At 72.0% G+C, this 26098-nt stretch carries 1 protein-coding gene (cut by both window edges); it reads right to left on the minus strand.

The whole window is internal to a non-ribosomal peptide synthase/polyketide synthase gene (locus tag ACWEPG_RS08875; protein WP_452594273.1) on the minus strand: the coding sequence, 43545 nt in all, runs 13499 nt past the left edge and 3948 nt past the right edge, and what appears here is coding positions 3949–30046 (codon 1317, complete, through codon 10016, partial); the first complete codon in reading order (the gene reads right to left) occupies window positions 26096–26098. Both the start codon and the stop codon lie outside the window.

The raw sequence follows: 26098 nt of genomic DNA on the forward strand, positions 1-26098 counted from the left end.
CGACCAGGCTCTCCGGTCCGACACCGGCGTCGATGAGCTCCCGCGCCAGTCGGTTCGCGGCGGCGTCGAACTCGGCGTAGGTGAGCTGCTCTCCCTCGAACAGCACCGCGACCCGGTCCGGGGTGCGGGCCACCTGTTCGTCGAACAACGACACGAGCGTCGCGGGCGCGAGCTCGGTCGCGGTCTCGTTCCACGTCCGCAGCACCTGCGCACGCTCCGCCGGGGCGAGCACGTCGACGTCCCCGACCCGCAGCGACGGGTCGGCGACGGCGGCGTCGAGGATCCGCACGAACCGCTCGGCGAACCCGGCGACCGTCGACTCGTCGAACAGGTCGGTCGCGTAGGTGAAGTACGCGTACATGCCGTCCGGTGCGCCGGCCTCGCCGACGCCCTCGCCGACCGTCAGGTCGAGGTCGAACTGTGTGACCTCGGCACCCGGGTCGAGGGCGCTGATGGTCAGGCCGGGCAGCTCGAACTCGGCCCGGTCCTGGTTCTGCAGCGACAGCGACACCTGGAACAGCGGGTGGTGCGCGGTCGAGCGGGTCGGGTTCAGCACGTCGACGAGCCGCTCGAACGGCACGTCGGTGTGCCCGAACGCGCCGAGATCGGAGTGCCGGACGCGGGCGAGCAGGTCCGCGAACGTGTCGTCACCGTCGACCTGTGCCCGCAGCACGATCGTGTTGACGAACATGCCGACGAGATCGTCGAGCGCGGCCTCGCCGCGGCCACCGATCGGAGTGCCGATCGCGATGTCGGTCTCCCGGGTCAGGCGCGAGAGCAGCACCGTCAGTGCCGTGTGCAACACCATGAAGGGGGTGGCGCCGTGCGCGGTCGCCACCTCGTGCACGGCCCGGCGGGTGTCCTCGCCGATCGAGAACATGTGGCGTCCGCCGCGCATCGACTGCTCGGCCGGCCGCGGCCGGTCGGTGGGCAGGTCCAGCGCATCCGGCAGCCCGGCGAGCGCGGTGGTCCAGTAGTCGACCTGCTGCGCGGCGAGGGACTGCGGGTCGTCCTCGGACCCGAGCAGCGCGCGCTGCCAGATCGCGAAGTCCGCGTACTGCACCGGAAGCGGAAGCCACTGCGGCGCAATCCCGTTGACGCGGGAGGTGTACGCGATCATGACGTCCCGCGCGAGCGGCGCCATGGACATGCCGTCGGCGCTGATGTGGTGCACCACCATCACCAGCACGTGCTCGGTGCTTGCGGGTCGTTCCGCAGACTCCACTCCTGCGGCGTCGACGGCGAGCAGCCGGGCCCGCACCGGCGGGGCGGCGGTGACGTCGAAGCCGGTGGACAGCAGGGCGACGACGGCGGCGGCCAGCTCGGCCTCCGGCACCGCGACCGGGGCGAGGTCGAACTCGACCTCGGCGGCCGGGACGACCACCTGAGCCGGGCCGTCGACGGAGTCGGGGAACACGGTCCGCAGCGACTCGTGCCGGGCCAGGACGTCGCGCACGGCCGCGGCCAGCGCGTCGGTGTCCAGCTCGCCGGACAGTCGCACCGCCATCGGGATGTTGTAGGCCGGGGATTCCGGATCGAAGCGGCTCAGGAACCACATCCGCTGCTGGGCCAGCGACAGCGGCACCCGGTCGGGGCGCGGGCCCGCGACGAGCGCCGGGCGGTCGGCACGATCGGCGTGCTCGAACCGCTGCGCCAGCTCGGCGACGGTCGGCGCCTCGAACAGGTCCCGGACGCCGACGCGGGCGTCGAGGGCGGCGTTCGCGCGGGCGACCACTCGGGTCGCGACGAGAGAGTTGCCGCCGAGGTCGAAGAAGCTGTCGTGGACACCCACACGCTCGGCGCCGAGCACCTCCGAGAAGACCGCGGCGATCGCCTCCTCCACCGGGGTCCGGGGGGCGACGAACTCGGTTGCCGCGGAGAGGAAGTCCGGGGCGGGCAGAGCGCGGCGGTCCAGCTTGCCGTTCGCGGTCAGCGGGAACTCGTCGAGCACGACGAGCGCCGACGGCACCATGTACGCGGCGAGGAACTCGCCGACGAACGCCAGTACCGCATCCGCATCGACGGTGACACCGGCCTCGGGGACGACGTAGCCGACGAGACGGTCACCGGTGTGCTCGTCGGAGCGCACCAGCACCGCGGACGCCGCGACACCCTCGTAGCGCAGCAGCGCCGACTCGATCTCGCCGAGCTCGATCCGGAAGCCGCGCAGCTGCACCTGGAAGTCACTGCGCCCCAGGTACTCCAGCTGACCGTCGGCATTCCAGCGCGCCAGGTCGCCGGTGCGGTACATCCGATCCCCGACAGCAACATTCCCCGTCGCCCCGGTCGCGAACGGGTTCGCCACGAAACGGTCCGACGTCAGGTCGGGGCGACCGAGGTAGCCGCGCGCCAACTGCCCACCGTGGACGTACATCTCGCCGACCACACCGACCGGCGCAGGCTGCAGCCGCGCGTCGAGCACGTACACACCCATGCCCGGCAGGCCGCGACCGATGACGCTGGCCTTCGACTCCCGCGCGAACTCGCGGTCGAGGGACAGGAAGCTCACGTGCACCGTGGTCTCGGTGATGCCGTACATGTTCACCAGGCGCGGAGACTGCTCGTCGTGCCGCTCGTACCACCGCTCGAGCTGGCCGAGGTCGAGGGCCTCGCCACCGAAGATCACGTACCGCAGGCTCAGCTGATCGGAGACAGACCTGTCCCCCGCGCCGGAGACAGACCTCTCCCCTGCAACCCGGTCCGCTTCCGCGAGCTGGTAGAACGCCGACGGCGTCTGGTTGAGCACCGTCACCCGTTCCCGCCGCAGCAGTTCCAGGAACTCCTCCGGCGAGCGCGAGGTCAGGTAGTCGACGATGACCAGTTCGCCGCCGAACAGCAGCGGACCCCACAGCTCCCACACCGAGAAGTCGAACGCGTAGCTGTGGAACATGGTCCACACGTCGGTCTCGTCGAACCCGAACTTGGTCTGCGTGTTCGCCATCAGGGTGAGCACGTCCACGTGCGGCACCACGACGCCCTTGGGGCGACCTGTGGAACCGGACGTGTAGATCACGTACGCCGGGTGCTGCGGCGACAACGCCGCAACCCGCTCGGTGTCGGTGACCGGCGCGGCCGACACCTGCGACATCCGGGCCGCCAGCTCCGTGGAGTCCAGGAGCAGCTTCGGAATGTCGTTGTCCGGCAACGAGTCCACGTCCGCGGCGGTGGAGAGCACGACCACCGGCTTCGAGTCGGCGAGCATGTACGCCAGCCGGTCCTGCGGGTAGGTGACATCCACCGGCACGTAGCCGCCGCCGGCCGTGAGCACCGCGAGCAGGGCGACCACCAGGTCGGCGGTACGCGGCATCGCGACCGCGACCATCGACTCCGGCCCGACGCCCTCGGCGATCAGCACGCGGGCGAGTCGGTTCACCCGCTCCGCGAGCTCGCCGTACGACAACCGCTCGCCGGCAGCAACCACCGCGGTGCGGTCCACGTACGCCGCCGCCTGCCGCGCGAACGCGGCGGGCAGCGTGCCCGTCGGCGTCGCGACACCCGGATCGACCCACGCGGTCAGCACCTGCTCACGCTCGGCCACACCGAGCACGTCGAGCGCGGCAACCCGCTGGTCCGGCGCGTCCGCGAATGCGGTCAGCACCCGAAGCACCCGGTCGAGCAGGGTCTGCACCTCGGCGGCGGTGTACACGCCGGTCAGGTACTTCAGCTGCAGGTGCAGCCGGTCTGCGACGCTGGCGACCAGGGTCAACGGGTAGTGCGTGGAGTCCATGCCGCGCAGCCCGGTCACCCGCATGCCGTCGATGTCGGCGGCCTGGGCGAGCGCGTCCTGATCCACCGGGTAGGACTCGAACACGGTCAGGGTGTCGAACGACGCCGCGGCGCCGACCGTGTGCTGGATCTGCGACAGGCCCACGTAGTGGTGATCGAGCAGATCGGCCTGTTCGACCTGGACCCGCTCGAGCAGGCCGGTCAGCGTCTCGGCCGGGTCGAGTGCCACCCGCACCGGCAGGGTGTTGATGAACAGACCGATCATCGACTCGACGCCGGGCAGATCCGCGGGACGACCGGAGACGGTCGACCCGAACACCACGTCGGTGCGGGACGTGAGCGCCGACAGCACGATGCCCCAGGCCGCCTGCACGACGGTGTTCAGGGTGACGCCGTGCCTGCGAGCGAGCGCGGTCAGGTCCGCGGTCAGCTCCGCGGACGCGAAACGGGACAGGTCGGTGGACTCCACCGAGCCGTCGCCCTCCCCGAGCGCGAGCAGCGACGGCTCGTCGAGACCGGCGAACGCGTCCTTCCACGCGGCGGTGGAGGCGTCGAGGTCACGGCCGGCCAGCCACGCAAGGAAGTCGCGGTACTCGCCCGCAGGCGGCATCGTCGATGCGTCACCGCCGGTGGCGTACAGGTACAGCAGATCCTTGAGCAGCAGCGGCGTCGACCAGCCGTCGAGCAGCACGTGGTGGTTGGTCGAGACCATCCGGTACCGGCCCTGGCCGAGGTCGGCGAGCGTGAACCGGATCAGCGGCGCGGTCGCCATGTCGAACCCGCGCGCCCGGTCCTGCCGCAGCAGGTCGGCGAACGCCGCATCGGGATCCGGCGACGCAGCCAGATCGACTGTCTGCCACGGCAGCTCGACCTCGGCGGGAACGATCTGCACCGGTTCGCCGGAGGCGGTGTCGAACGCGACCCGCAGGTTCGCGTGGCGACGCAGCAACGCCTGCCCGGCCGCCCGCAGTCGCTGCGGATCGACGGTGCCCTCGAGATCGAGCACCGTCTGCACTAGGTAGGCGTCGAGGTGCTCACCCGCGAACTGCGCGTGGAAGAGCAATCCCTCCTGCAGCGGCGAGAGGGACCACACGTCGGCCAGACCCGGGTGGCGGGCCTCGAGGTGCTCGACCCCGGCCTGGTCCAGCGGGACCAGCGGGAGGTCCGACGGGGTCAGGCCGCCTGCGCCCGGGGTGGCGGAGTACTCGCTGAGCGCGGTCAGTGCCGCGACCCACAGGTCCGCAATGGCCTGCGCGTCGGCGCCGTCGAGGACGCCGGTCGCGTACGAGAAGGTGGCACCGAGGCGGGTGCCGTCGGCGGTGTCGACCGCGGATGCGTTGATGTCGAGGATCACCGGTGCGGTCATGCCCGCGTCGCGCACGCCACCGAGGCTGCCCGATTCGGTGTCCGGGACCCAGGCGGCGTCGCCACCGACCTCGGCGGTCGCGACACGGCCGAGGTAGTTGAACCCGATCTGCGGTGCCGGCAGTTCCCGCAACTCGGCGGCGGTGTCCGCGTTCAGGTAGCGGAGCAGGCCGTAGCCGATGCCGTGGTCCGGGATCGAGAGCAGCTGTTCCTTGACCCGCTTGATCGCGTCTCCGGCCGCGGCACCGCCGGCGAACGCCTCGTCGAGGTCGATGCCGTCGAGGTCCAGCCGCACGGGGAACGCGGTGGTGAACCAGCCGACCGTGTTGGCGAGGTCCGCGCCGGGCACGGCCTGTTCCTCGCGGCCGTGGCCCTCGAGGGTGACGACGGCACCGGGCGCGTCGACGCCCCGATCCCGCCGCCACTTCGCGACCGCCAGCGCGAGCGCGGTGAGCAGTCCGTCGTTCGGGGTGCCGTGCACCATCGCGGGCACCCGCCCGAGCACCGCCTCCGCGACACCGGAGTCGAGTTCGACCCTCAGGTCGGCGAGGCTCGAGACGGTGTCGGCCTCGGGATCGAGCGCGCGGGCACCGAGCAGCGGGTCCGGGCCGTCCAGCACGGACCGCCACAGCGGCAGTTCGACGACGCGATCGGCGGCGGCGTCGGCCAGGCCGTGGGCCCAGCGCCGGAACGAGGTGCCCACGGCGGACAGCTCGGGCCCGTCGCCCTGCGTGGCCCGGACCCAGGCCAGAGCCAGATCCGGCACCAGGGCACGCCAGGAGACACCGTCGACCACCAGGTGATGGGCGAGCACGAGCAGCCGGCCCGCACCGGACGGCTCGGTGTCGAGCCAGACGAACTGCACCATCGACCCGGCTTCGGGGTCGAGGCGGCGTGCCGCGGCACGCATCTCGGCCTCGGCGCGAGCGCCGAACCCGGCCGAGCCGGGCGCGTCGGCCACCCGAACCCGGGTGATGACCGCGTCCGCGGACACCGACCCGACGCCGGTGACCGCGAGGTGGCCGCCGTCGCCTGCGCCCACCAGACGCGAGCGCAGCATGTCGTGGTGATCCAGCACGGTCTGCACGGTGGCGTGCAGGTCGCTCTCGGTGATGCCCGCGGGCAGCGTGAGCATCACGGCCTGCGAGAACTCGTCGAACTCCCGAAGATGCTCGATCATCCAGTGCACGATCGGGGTGAGCGGCAGCTCACCGATGCCGCCGCCCGGCAGTTCCTCGAGCGTGACCGCGTCGGCACCGACCGCCGCGACCCGTGCGAGGGCCGCGATCGTCTTGTGCTCGAACACGAGCGCGGGCTTGAGCACGATGCCCTCCCGCTTGGCCCGGGAGACCAGCTGGATGGCCATGATCGAGTCGCCGCCGAGCGCGAAGAACGAGTCGTCCACGCCGACGCGGTCCAGGCCGAGCAGTTCGGCCACCAGCCGGCACAGCACGGTCTCGGTCGGGGTGCTCGGCGCCCGGTAGGTCTCCGCCCGGTCGGTGAGGTCCGGTGCGGGCAGCGCCTTGCGGTCGAGCTTGCCGGATGCGTTGAGCGGCAACGAGTCGAGGACTATCAGCACCGACGGCACCATGTACTCGGGCAGCCTCGCGGACAGCGCCGAGGTCAGCGTGTCGACCTGCGGGGCCGCGCCCGGGGCCGCGGTCAGGTAGGCGACGAGCTGCTGTGCGCCCGGAATGTCCTCGCGCACGAGAACGGCCGCCTGCGCGACCTCGGGCTGTTCGAGGAGCACCGACTCGATCTCGCCGAGCTCGATCCGCAGACCGCGCAGCTTGACCTGGAAGTCGGTCCGCCCCAGGTACACCAGTTCGAGTCCGCCGGTGGAGCCTTCGACCCACTTGACGAGGTCACCGGTGCGGTACATCCGCTGACCGTCGGCCATCGGGCTGGCGACGAACCGGTCCGCCGACAGGTCGGCGCGTCCGACGTACCCGCGTGCGAGCTGGGCGCCCGCCAGATACAGCTCACCCGCGACACCGAGCGGGACCGGACGGAGCCGGCCGTCGAGCACGTGCAGCTGGGTGTTCCAGACGGGGGCACCGATCGGCACCGTGGCGGTGTCGGCCGGCGTGTACTGGTGGAACGTGACGTCGACGGACGCCTCGGTCGGCCCGTAGAGGTTGTGCAGCGCCGCCGCACTCAGGCCGGCGAACGCCTGCGCGGCCTGCGGTGTCAGTGCCTCGCCGGAACAGAAGACCTGACGCAGGGACGGCACCCGCCCGGCGTCGACCACGGACGTGAAGGCCGACAGCATCGACGGGACGAAGTGGGCGGTCGTGACGGACTCCGCCTCGATGAGCTCCGCCAGGTACAGCGGATCGCGGTGCCCGTCCGGGCGTGCGATCACCAGGGTGGCACCAACCTGCAGCGGCCAGAAGAACTCCCACACCGAGACGTCGAAGGTCGACGGCGTCTTCTGGACTACCGTGTCCTCGGGCCCCATCGGGTACTGCGCCTGCATCCACTCGAGGCGGTTGACGATGCCCGCGTGCGGCACCGCGACACCCTTCGGGCGGCCGGTGGACCCGGACGTGTAGATCACGTAGGCGGTGTTCGAATCACGCAGCCGCGCAACACGTTCCGCGTCGACAACCGGGGCGTCCGAGTATCCGCTCGTGTCGAGGGAGTCGAGCGACCAGATCGTGGTGCCTGCAGGCACGTCGAGGTCGACGTCACCACCGGTGAGCACGACGGCCGGCGCGGAGGACTCGAGCACGTACCGGGTCCGGTCGGCGGGATGGTCGGGGTCCACCGGCACGTAGGCACCACCGGCCTTGACCACCGCGTACATGCCGACCAGCAGCTCCACCGACCGGCGCGCCGCCAGGGCGACGAGCACGTCCGGACCGACGCCGGCGTCGATCAGCTTGCGCGCCAAACGGTTCGCGCGCGCGTCGAACTCGGCGTAGGTCAGGCGCTCGCCCTCGAAGACCAGCGCGACCGCGTCGGGGGTGCGGGCGACCTGAGCGTCGAACAGGTCGACCAGGGTGGCCTCGGCCACCGGGTGCGCCGTCGCGTTGACCGCGGCGATCGCGGACAGGTCCGCGGCACCGGCGATCTCCACGTCACCGACCACGACCTGCGGGTCGGCGGCGACGGCGGCCAGGATCCGCAGGTAGGCGTCGGCGAAGCCGCGCACCGTCGCCTCGTCGAACAGCGCGGTCGCGTAGCTCAGGGTGGAGGTCAGGTCGGCGGGCGAGCCGTCCTCGTCGCGCGCGTCGCCGACGGTCAGCTGCAGGTCGAACTTGGCGACGTCGAAGTCGGACGTCAGTCCGCTCACGGCCAGTCCGGGCAGCTCGAAGGTCGCCTGGGTGTTGTTCTGCATCGTGAACATCACCTGGAACAGCGGCGAGTACGCCGTCGACCGGGTCGGCGCGAGCACCTCGACCAACTGCTCGAAGGGCATGTCCGCGTGGGTGAACGCGGACAGGTCGGTCTCGCGGGCCGCCTCGATCAGCGACTCGAACGTCGCCCCCGGATCCACCTCGGTGCGGAGCACCAGTGTGTTGACGAACATGCCGACGAGGTCGTCGAGGGACTGCTCGCCGCGACCGGCGACCGGGGTGCCGATCGCGATGTCGGACTCGCGGCCCAGGCGCGCGAGCAGCACCGCGAGCGCGGAGTGCAGCACCATGAACAGGCTGGCGCCGCGGCTGCGGGCCACGTCCAGGAGCCGGGCGTGGGTGTCGGCGTCGATGACGAACTCGACGTTCGCACCGGCCGTGGACTGCACCGCGGGACGCGGCCGGTCCATCGGCAGATCGAGCACCTCGGGCAGTCCTGCGAGCCGCTCCCGCCAGTACGCACTCTGCTTGGCGATCAGCGACTCGGAATCGTCCGGCGCACCGAGGGTCTCGCGCTGCCAGATCGCGTAGTCCGCGTACTGCACGGGCAGGGCGGCCCACTGCGGCGCGCCACCGTGCGCGCGGGCACCGTAGGCCACCATGATGTCGCGGGCCAGCGGCGCCACCGAGGCACCGTCGGCGGCGATGTGGTGCATCACCACGACCAGCACCCGCTCGGTCGGCGAGGTCTGCAGCAGCGTGACCCGCACCGGCGGCGCAGCGGTGACGTCGAAGCCGCGGGAGATCAGCTCGACCGCACGACCGACGACCTCGGACTCGACCACCGCGACCGGGGTCAGGGACACCGGCAGGTCCGAGATCGGCAGGATCTCCTGGTACGGACCGTCCGCCGAGTCCGGGTACACCGTCCGCAGCACCTCGTGCCGGGCCAGCACGTCGGCCACGGCCCGTTCGAGCGCGGCGACGTCGAGGTCACCGGACAGTCGAACGGCCATCGGCACGTTGTAGGCCGCCGAGTCGGTGTCGAACTGGTTGAGGAACCACATCCGACGCTGCGCCAGCGACAGCGGAATCCGCTGCGGCCGCGCCGTCGCGGTCAGCGCCGGCGCCTCCACGGTCGACGAATGTTCCACGCGTGCCGCGAGTTCCGCGACGGACGGGGCGTCGAACAGTTCGCGCACCCCGATCCGCACGCCGAGCGCGGCGCCGACCCGGGCGGTGACCTTGGTTGCGGACAGCGAGTTGCCGCCGAGGTCGAAGAAGCTCGCGGTCACGCCGACCCGGTCCACGCCGAGCACCTCGGCGAAGACACCGGCGACGATCTCCTCGGTGAGGGAGCGCGGCGCGACGTAGTCGACGCCGGGGGTGACGAACTCCGGCTTCGGCAGGGCGCGCCGATCCAGCTTGCCCGCCGGGGTCAGCGGGACCTCGGCGAGCCCGATCACGTGCGACGGCACCATGTACGCGGGCAGGAACTCCGCCGCGAAGGCGCGCAGCGTGTCTTCGTCCACCGTGCGCCCGGCCGCAGGCAGCACGTAGGCGACCAGGACGGTGCCGCCGTCGGGGGCGGTGACGCCCTCGGTGGTGACGAAGCCGACGCTCTCGTGGCAGGCCAGCACGCCGCTGATCTCGCCGAGTTCGATGCGGAACCCGCGCACCTTGACCTGGAAGTCGGACCGGCCGACGTACTCGAGGGTGCCCTCGGCGGTCCAGCGCACCACGTCGCCGGTGCGGTACATCCGCTCGCCGGGACGCCCGAACGGGTTGGCGACGAAGCGCTCCGACGTCAGCGGCCCACGCGCGTGGTAGCCGCGCGCCAGCGCCGGACCGGACAGGTACAGCTCGCCCGCGACGCCGACCGGCGCCGGCCGCAGGCGGCCGTCGAGGACGGCGACCCGGAAACCGCGGGTGGGGGCACCGATGGTGATCGGCTCACCGGCCTGCAGCGGCGCCGACACCGTCGACCACACGGTGGCCTCGGTCGGGCCGTACAGGTTCAGCATCGTGCGGTTCGGCGCCCAGCGGGCCACCAGTTCCGGCGGGCACGCGTCACCCGCGACCGCCAGGACACGCAGGGTGTCGAGGCCGGTCGGGTCGGCCGCGGCGAGCGCGGCAGGGGTGATGCAGGCATGGGTCACCCGCCGGCTCAGCAGGAACTCGGAGAGCTCCACACCGCCGAACAGGTCGGCGGGGGCGATCACCATGGTGGACGCACTGCCGAACGCCATCAGCATCTCGAACACCGACGCGTCGAAGCTCGGGGACGCGAACTGCAGTGTGCGCGAGCCCGGTTCGATGAGCATGTGGGCACGCTGCTCGGCCACGAGATCGGCCAGGCCGCGGTGGGTGACCACCACGCCCTTCGGCTGGCCGGTCGAGCCGGACGTGTAGATCACGTACGCGGCGTCGTCGACCTGCACCGGCCGGGCCGGCTCGACGGCCTCGTCGGACCCGGCGGCGATCGCGTCGACATCCTCGTCGAGGACGAGCCAGTCCACCCGATCCGACAGTGCGGCGCGGTGGCGAGACGTCGTGACACCCACGGCCACGCCGGAATCGGTGAGCATGTGCGCGATGCGCTCGGCCGGATAGTTCGGGTCGACCGGCAGGAAGGCGGCCCCCGCCTTCGCGATCGCCCACACCGCGGCGACGGTGTCGATCGAGCGCGGCATCGCGATGGCGACGAAGGAGCCGGCACCCACACCCCGGTCGATCAGGAGCCGGGCCAGACGGTTCGAGCGGGCATCGAGATCGCGGTAGCTGATCCGGGTGTCCCCGGCGTCGACGGCGTCGCGCGCCGGATCGACCGCGACGGCCGCCGCGAGGATCTGCGGGAGGGTGCGGGGCGGGAGCCCCTCAGGACCGGCGACGCCGGCGAGTTCGTGCTCCTCGCGCGGGTCGAGGATCGGCACGTCACCGACCGGGATGGTCGGATCGACGACCACGGTCGACAAGATCCGCACCAGCCGGTCCGCGAACGTGCGCACCGTGGCGGGGTCGAACAGGTCGGTGGCGTAGGTGAACGCCGCCTGCATGCCGTCCGGTCGGCCGTCGGTGTCCACCTGCTCGCTCAGCGAGAGCTGCAGGTCGAACTTCGCGACGTCCGCGCTGATCTCCTCCGGGGAGATCGTCAGGCCGGGCAGTTCGAGCCGCACGTCCGTGGCGCTCTGGAAGTCGATCGCCACCTGGAACAGCGGATGGTGCGACTGCGACCGAGACGGGCTGAGCACGTCGACGAGCCGCTCGAACGGCAGTTCCGTGTGCGCGAACGCGGCGAGGTCGGTGGTGCGGGTGTGCTCGAGCAGGGTGGCGAAGTCGGTTTCCGGCTCGACCCGGGTGCGCAGCACCAGGGTGTTGACGAACATGCCGACCAGCGCGTCGAGTTCGGGCTCCCCGCGGCCGGCGACCGCGGTGCCGATCGCGATGTCCGTGGTGGTGCTCAACCGGGCAAGCAGCACCGCGAGGGTGGCGTGCATGACCATGAACACGGTGGCGCCCTGGGCCCGCGCGATCGCGGCGACCGCGCGGTGGACCTCGGCGTCGATCGCGAACTCGACCCGGCCGCCGCGCATCGAGGCGCGGGCGGGCCGCGGCCGGTCGGTCGGCAGGTCGAGCTGGTCGGGCAGCCCGGCCAGCGCGCCCGTCCAGTGCGACAGCTGTGCGGCCGCCCGGGACTGCGGGTCCTCGGCGTCGCCGAGCAGTTCGCGCTGCCAGATCGCGTAGTCGGCGTACTGCACCGGCAGCGCGGTCCACTGCGGCTCCTGCCCGTCGAGGCGGGCCGCGTAGGCGGTCATCAGGTCGGTCACCAGTGGCGTCAGGGAGACACCGTCCGCGGCGATGTGGTGCATCACCAGCACGAAAACGTGCTCGTCCGGGACGTCGCGATCGGTGGCCAGTTCGAGCAGCGCGGCCCGGACCGGGACCTCCGCCGTCACGTCGAAGCCTTCGGTCGCGAGCGCGGTGATGCGCTCGACCAGCTGCTCGGCCGCGATCGACTCGGCCGCGACGTCGAGCTCGACGGCATCGAGGTCGAGCACGACCTGGTGGCCACCGTCCGCAGAATCGGGGTAGACGGTGCGCAGCGTCTCCTGCCGGCCGACCACGTCACGCAGCGCCGCGCGCAGCGCCGCCACGTCGAGCGAACCGGACAACCGGACCGCCAGCGGAATGTTGTAGGCCGCCGACTCCGGATCGAGCCGGTTGAGGAACCACATCCGCTGCTGTGCGAGCGACAGCGGAACGGCGCCGTCCCGGGGCTGCGCGACGAGCGCGGGCCGCGTGCTGTCGCCGCCCCGCACGACCCGGGCCGCGAGCTCGGCGACGGTGCGCGCCTCGAACAGGTCGCGCACGCCGATCGCGGTACCGAAGGCCTGATTGACCTGTCCGACAACGCGAGTCGCGACCAGCGAGTTGCCGCCGAGGTCGAAGAAATCGTCGGTGGCTCCGACGCGCTCCGCGTTCAGGATCCGGCCGAACACCTCGGCGATTCCGGTCTCGACGTCGCCGCGCGGTGCCACGTACACCGCGGCACCGGCGAACTCGGGGGCGGGCAGCGCGGACCGGTCGAGCTTGCCGAGGGCGGTGAGCGGCACCTCGTCGAGCACCATGATCACCGCAGGCACCATGTACGGCGGCAGGGTCTTCGCGATGTGCGCCGCGAGGGCGTCGGCGTCCAGTGCCGTCCCGGCCACCGGCTGGACGTACGCGACCAGCGCGAGGTCACCCGCCGGGCCGGGGCGGCCCACGGTCGCGGCGAACGCCACCGCCGGGTGTGCGGACAGGGCGGCGTCGATCTCGCCGAGCTCGACGCGGAAACCACGCACCTGGAGCTGGAAGTCCGAACGTCCCACGTACGCCAGGTCCATCGAACCGGTCCACCGGACCACGTCGCCGGTGCGGTACATCCGCTCGCCGGGAGCGCCGTACGGGTTGGCGACGAAGCGTTCGGAGGTCAGGCCGTAGCGGGCGTGGTAGCCGCGGGCGAGACCGGCATTGGTGATGTACAGCTCGCCGGGGGTGCCCACCGGCACCGGGCGCAGCCGCGAGTCGAGAACCAGGGCGTGCACGCCGCGCATCGGCGCGCCGATGGTGATCGGCGTGCCCGGCGCGAGCGGTTCGGTGATGGTGACGATGACGGTCGTCTCGGTCGGGCCGTACGCGTTGCGCAGCCGGCCACCCCAGCGGGCCGCCAGCTCCGGCGGACACACGTCACCACCGACGACGACCCGCTCGACGAGATCGAGACCGGTGGCGTCGATCGTCTGCACGCCCGTCGGGGTGCCGACGACCAGGGTGATCCGCTGGTCGCGGATGAAGCCGGCGAGCTCGGCGCCGCCGTACAGGTCGGTCGGGGCGATGACCATGGTGGCGCCTGCCCCGAACGTCGAGAGCATCTCGCCGACCGCGGCGTCGAAGCTGATCGCCGCGAACTGCAGCACCCGCGAGGCGGTGGAGGTCCCGTAGAGGTCGACGACGTCGGCGGTCAGCGAGGCCAGGCCGCGGTGCGGCACCGCGACGCCCTTGGGCAGACCGGTGGTGCCTGAGGTGTAGATCATGTACGCGACGTGGTCCACCGACAGCGCGGCGGTGCGGTCGGCGTCGGTCAGCGGCGCCGCGGACCGGGCCGCTACGCCCGCGGCGAGCGCCGTGTCGTCGAGCTCGAGCCAGCCACCCGCGGGGCGGGCCGCCTCCGGCAGCGCGGCGTGGAACTCGGCGGTGGTCAGGCCGAGCACCGCACCGGAGTCCGTCACCATGTGGGTGATCCGGTCGGCAGGCAGCTTCGGGTCGATCGGCACATAGGCGCCACCCGTCGCGGCGACCGCCCAGATCGCCACGATCGCGTCCACCGAACGCGGAATTGCCAGCGCCACCATGGAGTCCGGCCCGACACCGAGGTCGACCAGGTGCCGCGCCAGCCGGTTGGACCGGGCCGCGAGCCCCGCGTAGGTGACGTGCTCGCCGGCGAACTCGATCGCGGTGCGGTCGGCGTTCTCCGCCGCCGCGGTGGCAAGAATCTGCGCCAGCGTCCGCGGCGCCGTGGCATCGGCGCCACGGGCGGTGGTCAGCGCGGATCGCTCGGCCGCATCGAGCACCGCGAGATCGCCGACCGGGGTGGCCGGCGCAGCCAGTGCCGTGGCGAGCAGCAGACACAGCCGCTCCCCGAACCGCGTCACGGTCGCGGCGTCGAACAGGTCGGTCGCGTAGGTCAGCACCGCGTCGGCGCCGGCATCCGCCCGCTCGAGCACGGTCAGCATCAGGTCGTACTTGGCCGAGCCGGTCGGCGCCTCCAGAGCGTCGACGTCGAGACCGGCCAGCTCGAACCGGGACCGCGTCGGCGACTGGAACGCCAGCGCCACCTGGAAGAGCGGCGAGTGCGCCGTCGAACGCGGCACGTCGAGCACGTCCACCAGCTGCTCGAACGGGATCTCGGCGTGCTCGAACGCGGCGAGGTCGGTGGCCCGGACACGGGCGACCAGGCCGTCGAAGCTCTCACCGCGGTCCACCGCGGTGCGCAGCACGAGGGTGTTGACGAACATGCCGACGAGGTCGTCGAGTGCCCGCTCCCCCCGGCCGCCGACCGGGGTGCCGACGGCGATGTCGTCGGTGCCGGACAGCTGCGCGAGCAGCGTCGCGTAGGCGGCGTGCACCACCATGAACGGCGTCACGCCACGGCGGCGCGCGTAGGCGGTGACCTCCGCGTACAGCTCCGCCCCGAGAGCGAAACGGTGGTCGGCGCCCCGCATGGACTGCGCGGGCGGACGCGGGCGGTCGGTCGGCAGGTCGAGGCGGTCCGGCAGCCCGTCGAGGGTCCGGCGCCAGTGGTCGATCTGTCCGGCGGCGAGGGACTGCGGGTCGGCCGAGTCGCCGAGCACCGCCCGCTGCCAGATGCTGTAGTCGGCGTACTGGACGTCGAGCGGCGCCCAGGTGGGCACCTCTCCCGCGAGCCGGGCGCCGTACGCCACCATCACGTCGCGGGCCAGCGGAGTCATCGACAGTGCGTCACCCGAGATGTGGTGCAGCACGAGGACGAGCACGTGCTCGCCTCGGGCGTCGCCGTCGGTGACGCGAAGCAGCCGAGCATGCAGCGGCACCTCGACGGTCACGTCGAAGCCGCGGGTCACGGTCTCGGCGACGGCGGCGGACAGCCCCGCCGAGTCCACCTCGACCGGAGTCAGGTCGGGCACCACCGTGCCGGTGGGCACGATCACCTGGTGCGGGCCGGACTCGGAATCCGGGAACATCGTGCGCAGCGACTCGTGCCGTTCGATCACGTCGGCCACCGCGGCCCGCATCGCGTCGACGTCGAGCCCGCCGACGAGACGGACCGGCAACGGCAGGTTGTACGCGGGCGAGGACGGGTCGTAGCGGTTGAGGAACCACATCCGCTGCTGGGCGAGCGACAGCGGCACCGCCGCGCCGCGGTCCTGACGCACCAGCGCCGGGCGGTCCCGACGGTCGGACAGCTCCAGCCGCGCCGCGAGCTGCGCGACGGTCGGGGCCTCGAACAGGTCCCGGACCCCGACGCGGATCCCGAGCGCCTCGCCGACCTGCGAGACCACCCGGGTCGCGACCAGCGAGTTGCCGCCGGCGTCGAAGAAGCTCTCCTCCACGCTGATCCGCGGCACGCCGAGCACGTCGGCGAACACGCCGGCGACCACCTCTTCGACCGGGTCGCGCGGCGCAACGTACTCCGCCGTGACGAGGTCGAACACGGGCTCCGGCAATGCCTTCCGGTCCAGCTTGCCGCTGCCGTTGAGCGGGAACTCGTCGAGCACCATGACCGCGGCGGGCACCATGTACGACGGCAGCGACTGCGCGGCGTGCGCGGCCACGGCGTCGCCGGTGACCTCCCACTCGCCGGTCGGCACGACGTAGCCGACGAGCTGGTCGCCGGTGTGCGCGTCGGTGCGAACCACCACGACGGACTGGCTGACGCCCGGCGCGGACAGCAGCGCCGCCTCGATCTCGCCGAGCTCGATCCGGTTGCCGCGCACCTTGACCTGGAAGTCGGTGCGGCCGACGTACTCCAGCACCCCATCGGCCCGGTGACGCACCAGGTCGCCGGTGCGGTACATCCGGTCACCGGCGGCGCCGAACGGGTCGGCGACGAAGCGGTCCGAAGTCAGGTCGACCCGGCCCTGGTAACCGCGTGCCAGCTGGACGCCCGACAGATACAGCTCACCCGCGACACCCACCGGAACCGGCTGCAGGCGCGAGTCGAGCACGTACAGACGGGTGTTCCACATCGGGACGCCGATCGGCACGACGCCCCGGTCGTCGGCGGTGTGCCGCCAGTACGTGACGGCGAGGGACGCCTCGGCCGGGCCGTACAGGTTGTCGAGCGGCGCGGACGCCAGCGCCCGGAACCGTTCGGCGGTCTCGATCGGCAGCGCCTCACCGATCGCGATCACCGCGCGCACCGAATCCGGGATGCGCGCAGACGAATTCGACACGAACATCGCCAGCATCGAGGGCACGAACTGCACCACGGTGACGTTCTCGTCGACCATCAGCCCCGACAGGTACTCGGGGTCGCGGTGCCCGTCCGCGCGGGCGATGACGAGCCGGGCGCCGGTCTGCAGCGTCCAGAAGAACTCCCACACCGAGACGTCGAACGTCATCGGGGTCTTGAGCATCACCGCGTCGTCGGTGGTGAGCGCGTACTCCGCCTGCATCCAGCGCAGCTGGTTGACCAGGCCGGCATGCGGCACCGAGATGCCCTTGGGCCGACCGGTGGAGCCGGAGGTGTAGATCAGGTTCGCCGGGTGCTCCGGGCGCAGCGGGGTGATCCGGTCCGCGTCGGTGACCGGGGCGGCGTCGAGGGCGGCGGTGTCGATCTCGTCGATCCGCAGCGCGGGCGCGTCGGCGGGCAGCGCGTCGGCGTCGCGGGAGGTGGTCAGCACGCACACCGGTGCCGCACTGTCCAGGACGTAGCCGTTGCGCTCGGCCGGGTGGTCCGGGTCCAGCGGCACGTAGGCGCCACCGGCCTTGAGGATCGCGTACATGCCGACGAGCAAATCGATGGAACGGCGAATCGACAGGCCCACAACCGATTCCGGACCCACGCCCAGACCGATGAGGTGCCGTGCGAGGCGGTTCGCCCGCGCGTCGAACTCGGCGTACGTCAGCTGCTCGCCCTCGAACACGAGGGCCACCGCATCCGGGGTGCGGGCCACTTGCGCGTCGAACAGTGCGGCGAGGGTGTCCGCCCCGGCCGCGACCTCCGGCACCTCGTGCGCGGTGTCGTTCCAGGTGTCGAGGACCAGGGTGCGCTCGTCCTCGGAGACGAGCGCGATGTCACCCACCGCGACCGCGGGATCGGCGGCCACGGCGTCGAGGACGGCGGTGAACCGGCGGGCGAAGGTCTCCGCGGTCGACCGGTCGAACAGGTCGCTCGCGTAGGTGAGCACGATGTCGATGTCACCGGGCGCCCCCTGGGCGTCGGTGGTGTCCGTGACGGTCAGCTGCAGGTCGAACCGGGACTGGCCGGTCTCGAACTCGGCGGGCGCCACCGTCAGGCCCGGCAGCTCGAGGGCGGCGCGGGTGATGTTCTGGAACCACAGCGACACCTGGAACAGCGGGTGGTAGGCCGCCGACCGGGTCGGGTTCAGCGCCTCGACGAGCCGCTCGAACGGGATGTCGGTGTGCGTGAACGCGGCCAGGTCGCCCTCGCGGACCCGACCGAGCAGGTCCGCGAACGAGGCGTTCTCGTCGACCTCGGTCCGCAGCACCAGGGTGCCGACGAACATGCCGACCACGTCGTCGAGCGCGGCCTCGCCGCGGCCCGCGATCGGGGTGCCGACCGCGATGTCCTCGCTGCCCGACAACCGGGCCAGGAGCACGGACAGGGCGGCGTGCACGACCATGAACAGCGTCGAATTCGTCTGCCGCGCAACCTCGATCAGGCGCGCGTGCAGCGCGGCGTCGAGGCTGAAGGCGACGTCGCCGCCCCGGTAAGACTGCTGCGCCGGACGTGGCCGGTCGGTGGGCAGTTCCAGCAGGTCGGGCAGGTCCGCGAGCGCGGTGCGCCAGTAGTCCAGCTGCCGCGCGGCCAGCGACTGCGGGTCCTTCTCGTCGCCGAGCAGCTCGCGCTGCCAGATCGCGAAGTCGCCGTACTGCACCGGCAGCGGGGCCCAGGCCGGCGCCTCCCCCGCGGTGCGCGCGGTGTACGCGATCATCAGGTCCCGGGCCAGCGGCGCCGAGGACCAGCCGTCGAACGAGATGTGGTGCAGGACGAACACCAGCACGTATTCGGCGACGGCGGTGCCGTCCATGTCGGCAGTGGTGGTGGCGAGCAGCCGTACCCGCAGCGGCGGGGCCGCGGTGACGTCGAACGGGGCGGTCGCCAGCGCGACCACCTCCCGTTCGAGCTCGCCCTCGGCGACCCGGACGACCTCGAGGTCCGCGGTCGCCGCGACCTGCTCGGCGGGCAGCACCACCTGGTGCGGGCCCGACACCGAGTCCGGGTACACCGTGCGCAGGGTCTCGTGCCGGTCCAGCACGTCACGCATCGCCGCGCGCAGCGACGGCACGTCGAGCTCGCCGGTGAGGCGGATCGCGAACGGCATGTTGTAGGCGGCCGACGCCTGGTCGAACCGGTTGAGGAACCACATCCGCTGCTGTGCCAGCGACAGCGGCACCTCGCCGTTGCGGTCGCGGGCGGTCAGCGCGGGCCGCGGCGCGGCCTCGTCTCCGGCCTCGGCACGCACGGCGAGCTCGGCGACGGTCGGCGCGTCGAAGATCTCGCGCACTCCGAGCCCGGTCCCGAAGGCGGCGTTGACGCGGGAGATCACCTGGGTGGCGATCAGCGAGTTGCCGCCGAGATCGAAGAAGTTGTCGGTCGCGCCGACCCGCGGTGCGCCGACGACCTCGGCGAAGATCGTGGCGACGATCTCCTCGACCGGCGTGCGGGGTGCGATGTAGGCGCCGACCGCGGCGTCGAAGGACGGCGCAGGCAGTGCGCGGCGGTCCAGCTTGCCCGCCGCGCTGAGCGGCAGGTCGGGAAGCGTCATGATCGCCGACGGCACCATGTACCGCGGAAGGGTCTTCTCGAGCGCGTGCCGCAGCGCCGCGGCGTCCGCGGCCGCGCCGTCCACGGTGACCACGTAGGCGACCAGCTGGGCACCGACCCGCTCGTCCTGGTGGACGATCACCGCGGCGCGGGCGATGGTGGTGTCGGCGCGCAGCGCCGCCTCGACCTCACCGGGTTCGAGGCGCTGGCCACGCAACTTGACCTGGAAGTCGGTGCGGCCCAGGAACTCCAGCTCACCGGCGGCGTTCCACCGCACCAGGTCGCCGGTACGGTACATGCGCTCGCCGGTGGCGAACGGGTCGGCCACGAAGCGTTCGGCGGTCAGGTCGACGCGCCCCAGGTAGCCTCGGGCGACCTGGTCACCCGACAGATAGAGCTCTCCCCCGACGCCCACCGGAACCGGGTGCAGACGGCTGTCGAGGACGTGCGCGCGCACGCTCGCGCCGGGTCGGCCCATCGGCACGATCGAGCCGGGAACCCGGGTGGCCGGGTCGAACTCGTCGGCGACGGTCACCGTCACGGCGGTCTCGGTCGGCCCGTAACCGTTGCGCACCCGCACACCCGCGGCGGCGGCGCGTTCGGCGAGCGCGAACGAGATCGCCTCGCCGCCGACGCGGACGAACCGCAGCGAATCGGCGAGCGGAAGGCCGGAACCGAGGAAGACCTCGAGCATCGACGGGACGAAATGCGCGACGGTGACACGCTCACGCGCGATCAGGTCCGCGAGGTAGGCGGCGTCACGGTGACCGTCCGGCCGCGCGACCACGATCCGGCCGCCCGTCTGCAGTCCGATGAACGACTCCCACACAGCGACGTCGAAGGTCGGCGCCGACTTGTGCAGCAGCACGTCCTGTTCCGAGAGCTCGGCCTCGTCGCGAATCCACCGCAGGTGCGCGGTGACCGCGCGGTGCGAGACCACGACGCCCTTCGGACGACCGGTTGAACCGGAGGTGAAGAACACGTACGCGGGGTGCTCGGGGTGCACGGCCGAACGCCGGTCGGCGTCGGTCAGCGGCACGGCCGAGCCGGACTCGTCGACCTCGTCGACCCGCAGGACGCGGCGTCCGTCCAGCGGCAGGCCTGCCTCGTCCGCGGCGGAGGTCAGGACGCACACCGGTGCGGCGGCGTCGAGCACGTACTCGTTGCGGTCGAGCGGCTGCTCGGGGTCGACGGGCACGTACGCACCGCCGGCCTCGACGACCGCGTACGCGGCGACGAGCGATTCCACGGACCGGCGCATCGCCACCGCGACGGTGGCTTCCGGTCCCACACCGAGGCCGACGAGGGCCCGCGCGACACGGCTGACCCGGGCCTCGAACTCGGCGTACGTCAGCGACCGGTCGTCGTCGGAGACGGCGACCGCATCCGGCGTGCGCAGCACCTGGGCGTGGAAGTCGTCCAACAGCAGTCCGGAGCGGGTCGGGACGGCATGCGCCGACCCGAGTGCGGTGACGTCGGCGATCTCGTCGGCACCGAGCAGGGTCACGTCACCGACCGCGACGGCCGGATCCGCGACCACCGCGTGGAGCAGCCGGGTGAACCACCGGGTGTACCGCGCGATCGTCGACTCGTCGAACAGGTCGGTCGCGTACAGGAACGTCACGTCGTAACCGGCACTCGCGCGCTCGGTGACGGTGACCGCGAGGTCGAACTTCGACACCGCGGTCCTGATGCCCTCGGCGGCGACGGTCAGCCCCGGCAGGTCGATGCGGGGATCGGTGAAGTTCTCCAGCGCGAACTGCACCTGGAACAGCGGCGAGTGTGCGGCGGAGCGAACGGGGTTGAGCACCTCGACCAGCCGCTCGAACGGCACGTCGGCGTGCTCGAACGCGGCCAGGTCACGGCCGCGGACCTGCGCGAGCAGATCCGTGAACGAGGCCGCGCCGTCCACCTCGGTGCGCAGCACCAGGGTGTTGACGAACATGCCGACCAGCTCGTCGAGCGCCTTCTCGCCACGGCCGGCGACGGGTGTGCCGACCGCGATGTCGGACTCGCCGGACACCCGCGACAGCAGCACCGCGAGCGCGGACTGCAGCACCATGAAGGGCGTCGAGCGGTGCGCGTGCGCAAGCTCGTCCACGGCGCGGCGGGTCTGCGCGTCCAGCGAGAACTGCACGCGCGCACCGTTGCCCGACCGGACGAGGGGACGTGGACGATCGGCAGGCAACTCCAGCACGTCCGGCAGGCCCGCCAGTTCGCGCGTCCAGAAGTCGATCTGGCGCGCCGACAGCGACTGGGGGTCCTGCTCGTCGCCGAGCATCTTCCGCTGCCAGATCGCGAAGTCCGGGTACTGCACCGGCAGCGGCGCCCACACCGGCGGCGCCGCCTGGGTACGGGAGGTGTAGGCGAGCACCAGGTCGCGTGCCAGCGGCGCCAGCGACCAACCGTCGGTGGCGATGTGGTGCATCACCAGCGCAAGCACGTGCTGATCGGGGGCGAGTTCGAACAGGTACGCCCGCACCGGGATCTCGCGGGTGACGTCGAATCCCGCGGAGCCGATTTCCAGTGCCCGCGTGTGCAGTTCGCCCTCGGACACTGCGATCGAGGCCAGTTCGACACCGACCTCGGAAAGCGGCAGAACCACCTGTTCCGGTCCGTCCGCGGTCTCCGGGAACACGGTGCGCAGCGACTCGTGCCGATCCAGCACGTCGCGCAGCGCCTCGCCCATCGCGGCGACGTCGAGCCGCCCGGACAGCCGGATGGCCATCGGTACGTTGTAGCTGCCGGAACCCGGATCGAACCGGTTGAGGAACCACATTCGCTGCTGTGCCAGCGACAGCGGGATCCGGGCGGGGCGCTCCCCCGCCACCAGCGGAAGCCGGTCCGCGGCGCCGGTGGCGGCGTGCTCGGCACGCAACGCCAGCCCGCCGACCGTCGGAGCCTCGAACAGGTCCCGGACGCCGATCGCGGTACCGAGCGCGGCGTTCACCCGCGCGGTGACCTTGGTGGCGATCAGCGAGTTGCCGCCGAGATCGAAGAAGTCGTCGGTCAATCCGGCGCGCGAGACACCGAGGACGTCCGCGAAGACATCCGCGACGAGCTCCTCGACCGGCGTCACCGGCGCGACGTATTCCGTTGCGGCGGAGGTGAACACCGGAGCCGGCAGCGCCCGGCGGTCGAGCTTTCCGACCGGGGTCAGCGGCACCTCGTCGAGCACCACGATCGCCGCGGGCACCATGTAGGCGGTCAGCGAACGGCCGACGAACTCGGCCAGCTCGGCGGTGTCGATCGTCGTGCCGGGCGCGGGACGCACGTAGGCGGCGAGCTGCGTCTGGCCGTGCTCGTTGTCGACGCCGAGGGTCGCCGCGAAGTCCACCGTCGGGTGCGCGGTCAGGGCGGCGTCGATCTCGCCGAGCTCGATCCGGAAACCGCGCACCTTGACCTGGAAGTCCGAGCGGCCGAGGTACTCGATCGTAAGATTCTCGGTCCACCGCACCAGGTCACCGGTGCGGTACATGCGCTCGCCGGGCGAGGTCGGACTGGCGACGAACCGCTCCGCGTTGAGCGCAGGCCGGTCGTGATAGCCGCGGGCCAGGCCCACACCCGAGATGTAGAGCTCACCCGTGGCTCCCACAGGAACCACCCGGAGCCGCTCGTCGAGGACAAGCAGGGACACACCGCGGATCGGGCCACCGATGGTGATCGGCTCGCCCGGCGTCATCGGGTCGCTGATGGCCGCCATGATCGTGGTCTCGGTCGGGCCGTAGCCGTTGTGCAGTCGGCGGCCCGGCGCCCACCGGGCGACGATCTCGGCCGGCACGGCCTCACCGCCGGCGACCAGGTGCTGCAGGGTGTCGAGACCGGTCGGATCCACCGACGCGAGCGCCGACGGCGTGATGAAGGCGTGCGTGACCCGCTCGGCGACGATCAGGTCGTGCAGCTCGGCGCCACCGAACACCGTCGGAGGCGAGACCACCAGCGTCGCACCGGTTCCGAACGCCATCGTGTACTCGAGGATCGACGCGTCGAAGCTGGGCGACGCGACGTGCAACACCCGCGACGCGGGCGTGACGTCGTAGCGTTCGCGCTGCTCGACCGCGAAGTTCGCCAGGCCGGTGCGGGTGACGACGACGCCCTTCGGCAGGCCCGTCGACCCCGACGTGTAGATCATGTACGCGGGCTGCTCGAGGTGCGAGGCGCCACGACGGTCCGCGGCGGTCAGCGGCGCGGCGGACCGCTCCGCGGCCAGGGACACGAACTCGTCGGTGTCGATCACCAGCCACTCGGCGTCACCGTCCGGCAGCAGGGACCGCTCGGCGGAGACCGTCAGACCGATCCGGGCGCCCGAGTCGGTGAGCATGTGCTCGATCCGGTCGAGCGGGTAGTTCGGGTCGACCGGCACGAACGCGCCACCGGACTTGAGCACCGCCCACATCGCGACGATCGAGTGCAGCGAGCGGGTCATGCCCAGCGCCACAAAGGTTTCCGGGCCGACGCCCCGCTCGACCAGCAGCCGGGCCATCCGGTTGGACTGCTCGTCGAGCTCGCGGTACGTCAGCTCCCGGCCACCGAAGGAGACAGCTGTCCCCTCGAGGTTGGCGGCACACGCCTGCGCGAAGAGTTCGAAGCCGTGCTCGGTCGCCACGGCGGGCAGACCTTGGACCGGTGCGAGCACCGCCCGCTCCGCCTCGTCGAGGATCTCCACGCTGCCGACGGCCGCGGTCGGGTCCGCCACCACCGCGGCCAGGATCCGGGTGAAGCGGGCCATGAGCCGTTCGACCTCGTCGCGGCCGAACACGGTCGGCAGGAACTTGGTGGTGAAGCGCAGCGCCGGATCCTGCAACGCGACCAGGGTCAGCGGGTAGTGGGTGGCGTCGTTGACGCCGATGTCGAGCACGCGCATGCCCGCGATGTCGCTGGCCGCGGCCAGCGCGTCACGGTTCACCGGGTACGACTCGAACACGGCCAGCGTGTCGAACAGGACGCCGAGTCCCGCGGTCCGCTGGATGTCCGTGAGTCCGGTGTGGTGATGGTCGAGCAGGTCCGCCTGCTCGCCCTGCAGCCGGCGCACCAGGTCGGTGATCGACTCGTCCTCGTCCAGGCGCACCCGCACCGGGAGGGTGTTGATGAACAGGCCGATCATCGTCTCGATGCCCGGCAGGTGCGGCGGGCGACCGGACACGGTCGCGCCGAACACCACGTCGGTGCGGCCGGTCAGGCGGGCCAGCAGCACACCCCACGCGGCCTGCACGATCGTGTTGGCGGTGACGCCGAGGTCGCGGGCCAGCGCGACCACTCCGGCCTCGACCTCCGCCTCCAGGGAGACCTCGATCTCCTCCGGCACCGGCAGCGCCGCCACCGGGTGACCGGACGCGATCAGGGTCGGCTCCTCGAGCCCGGCCAGCGCCCGCGCCCAGGCGTCCTCGGACGTCTGCGGGTCCTGCCGGTCGAGCCACTCCAGGAAGTCCCGGTAGGAGCGACCGCGCACGAGCGCCGAACGGTCCCCGGCCTGCGCGTACAACGCGAGCAGGTCCTGCAGGATCAGCGGCAGCGACCAGCCGTCGATCAGCAGGTGGTGGTTCGTGATGGCCAGCCGGTACCCGTCGGCGGCGGTGCGAACGAGCAGCAGCCGCACCAGCGGCGGTGCGGCGACGTCGAATCGCGCGACCCGGTCCGCGTCGATCAACCGGGTGGCCTCCGCCTCGGCGTCGGCCGGGTTCCGGTCCGTCAGATCGATGGTGGTGAACGGCACCACGGCCTCGTCGACGACGATCTGCGCGGGGACGCCTGCCTCGTCGTAGACGAACGCGGCCCGCAGGCTCGGATGCTGGTCGACCAGCGCCTGCCCGGCAGCGCGCATCCGGTCGGCGTCGACGACGCCACCGAGGTCGAGAACGATCTGCGCGGTGTACACGTCCACCGACTGGTCCGTCAGCGTGGCGTGGAACAGCAGGCCGGACTGCAACGGGGACAGCGACCACACGTCGGTCAGCGACGGGTACCGCCGCTCCCACACCTCGATCTGATCCTGTGTCACCGACACCAGTGGCAGGTCGGACGGGGTGTACCCGCCGGTGTGCTCCGACGCGGCGAGCGCGGCGAGTCCGTCGAGGGCCCGGCACCACAGCCGCGCCAGTTCGGCCACCGACTTCTCGTCGAGCAGCCCCGACGCGTACGCGAACGTCGCGCTCAGGCGGACACCGTCGGCGGTGTCGGCGGCGATGGCGTCGATCGCCAGCGCGGCGGACAGCGCCATGTCGGCGTCCCGGTGCGCACCGGTGCCGAGCGAGTCGCCGTCCGGCATCCAGCCGACGGACCGCAGCTCGTCGGGGATGTCGCCGGCGGAGAGCCGGCCCAGGTAGTTGAACGCGATCTGCGGCCGTGACCAGTCGCGCATCCGGCTGGCGGTCTCGTCGTTGAGATGGCGCAGCATCCCGTAGCCGATGCCGTGGTCCGGCACCGATCGCAGCTGTTCCTTGATCCGCTTGAGCGCGGTCGCGGCGGCCCGGCGGCCGGCCAGCGCGTCGTCGAGGTCGACGTCGCCGAGATCGAGGCGCATCGGGAAGACGCTGGTGAACCAGCCGACCGTGCGAGACAGGTCGGCGCCCGGGACCACGGCCTCCTCACGGCCGTGTCCCTCGAGGTCGATCAGGGTGGACGCCCAGTCCTGGCCGCGGTCGCGGCGCCACGCGGCAACCGCGATCGCCAGGCC

This window comes from Rhodococcus sp. NPDC004095 (genome assembly GCF_053604015.1).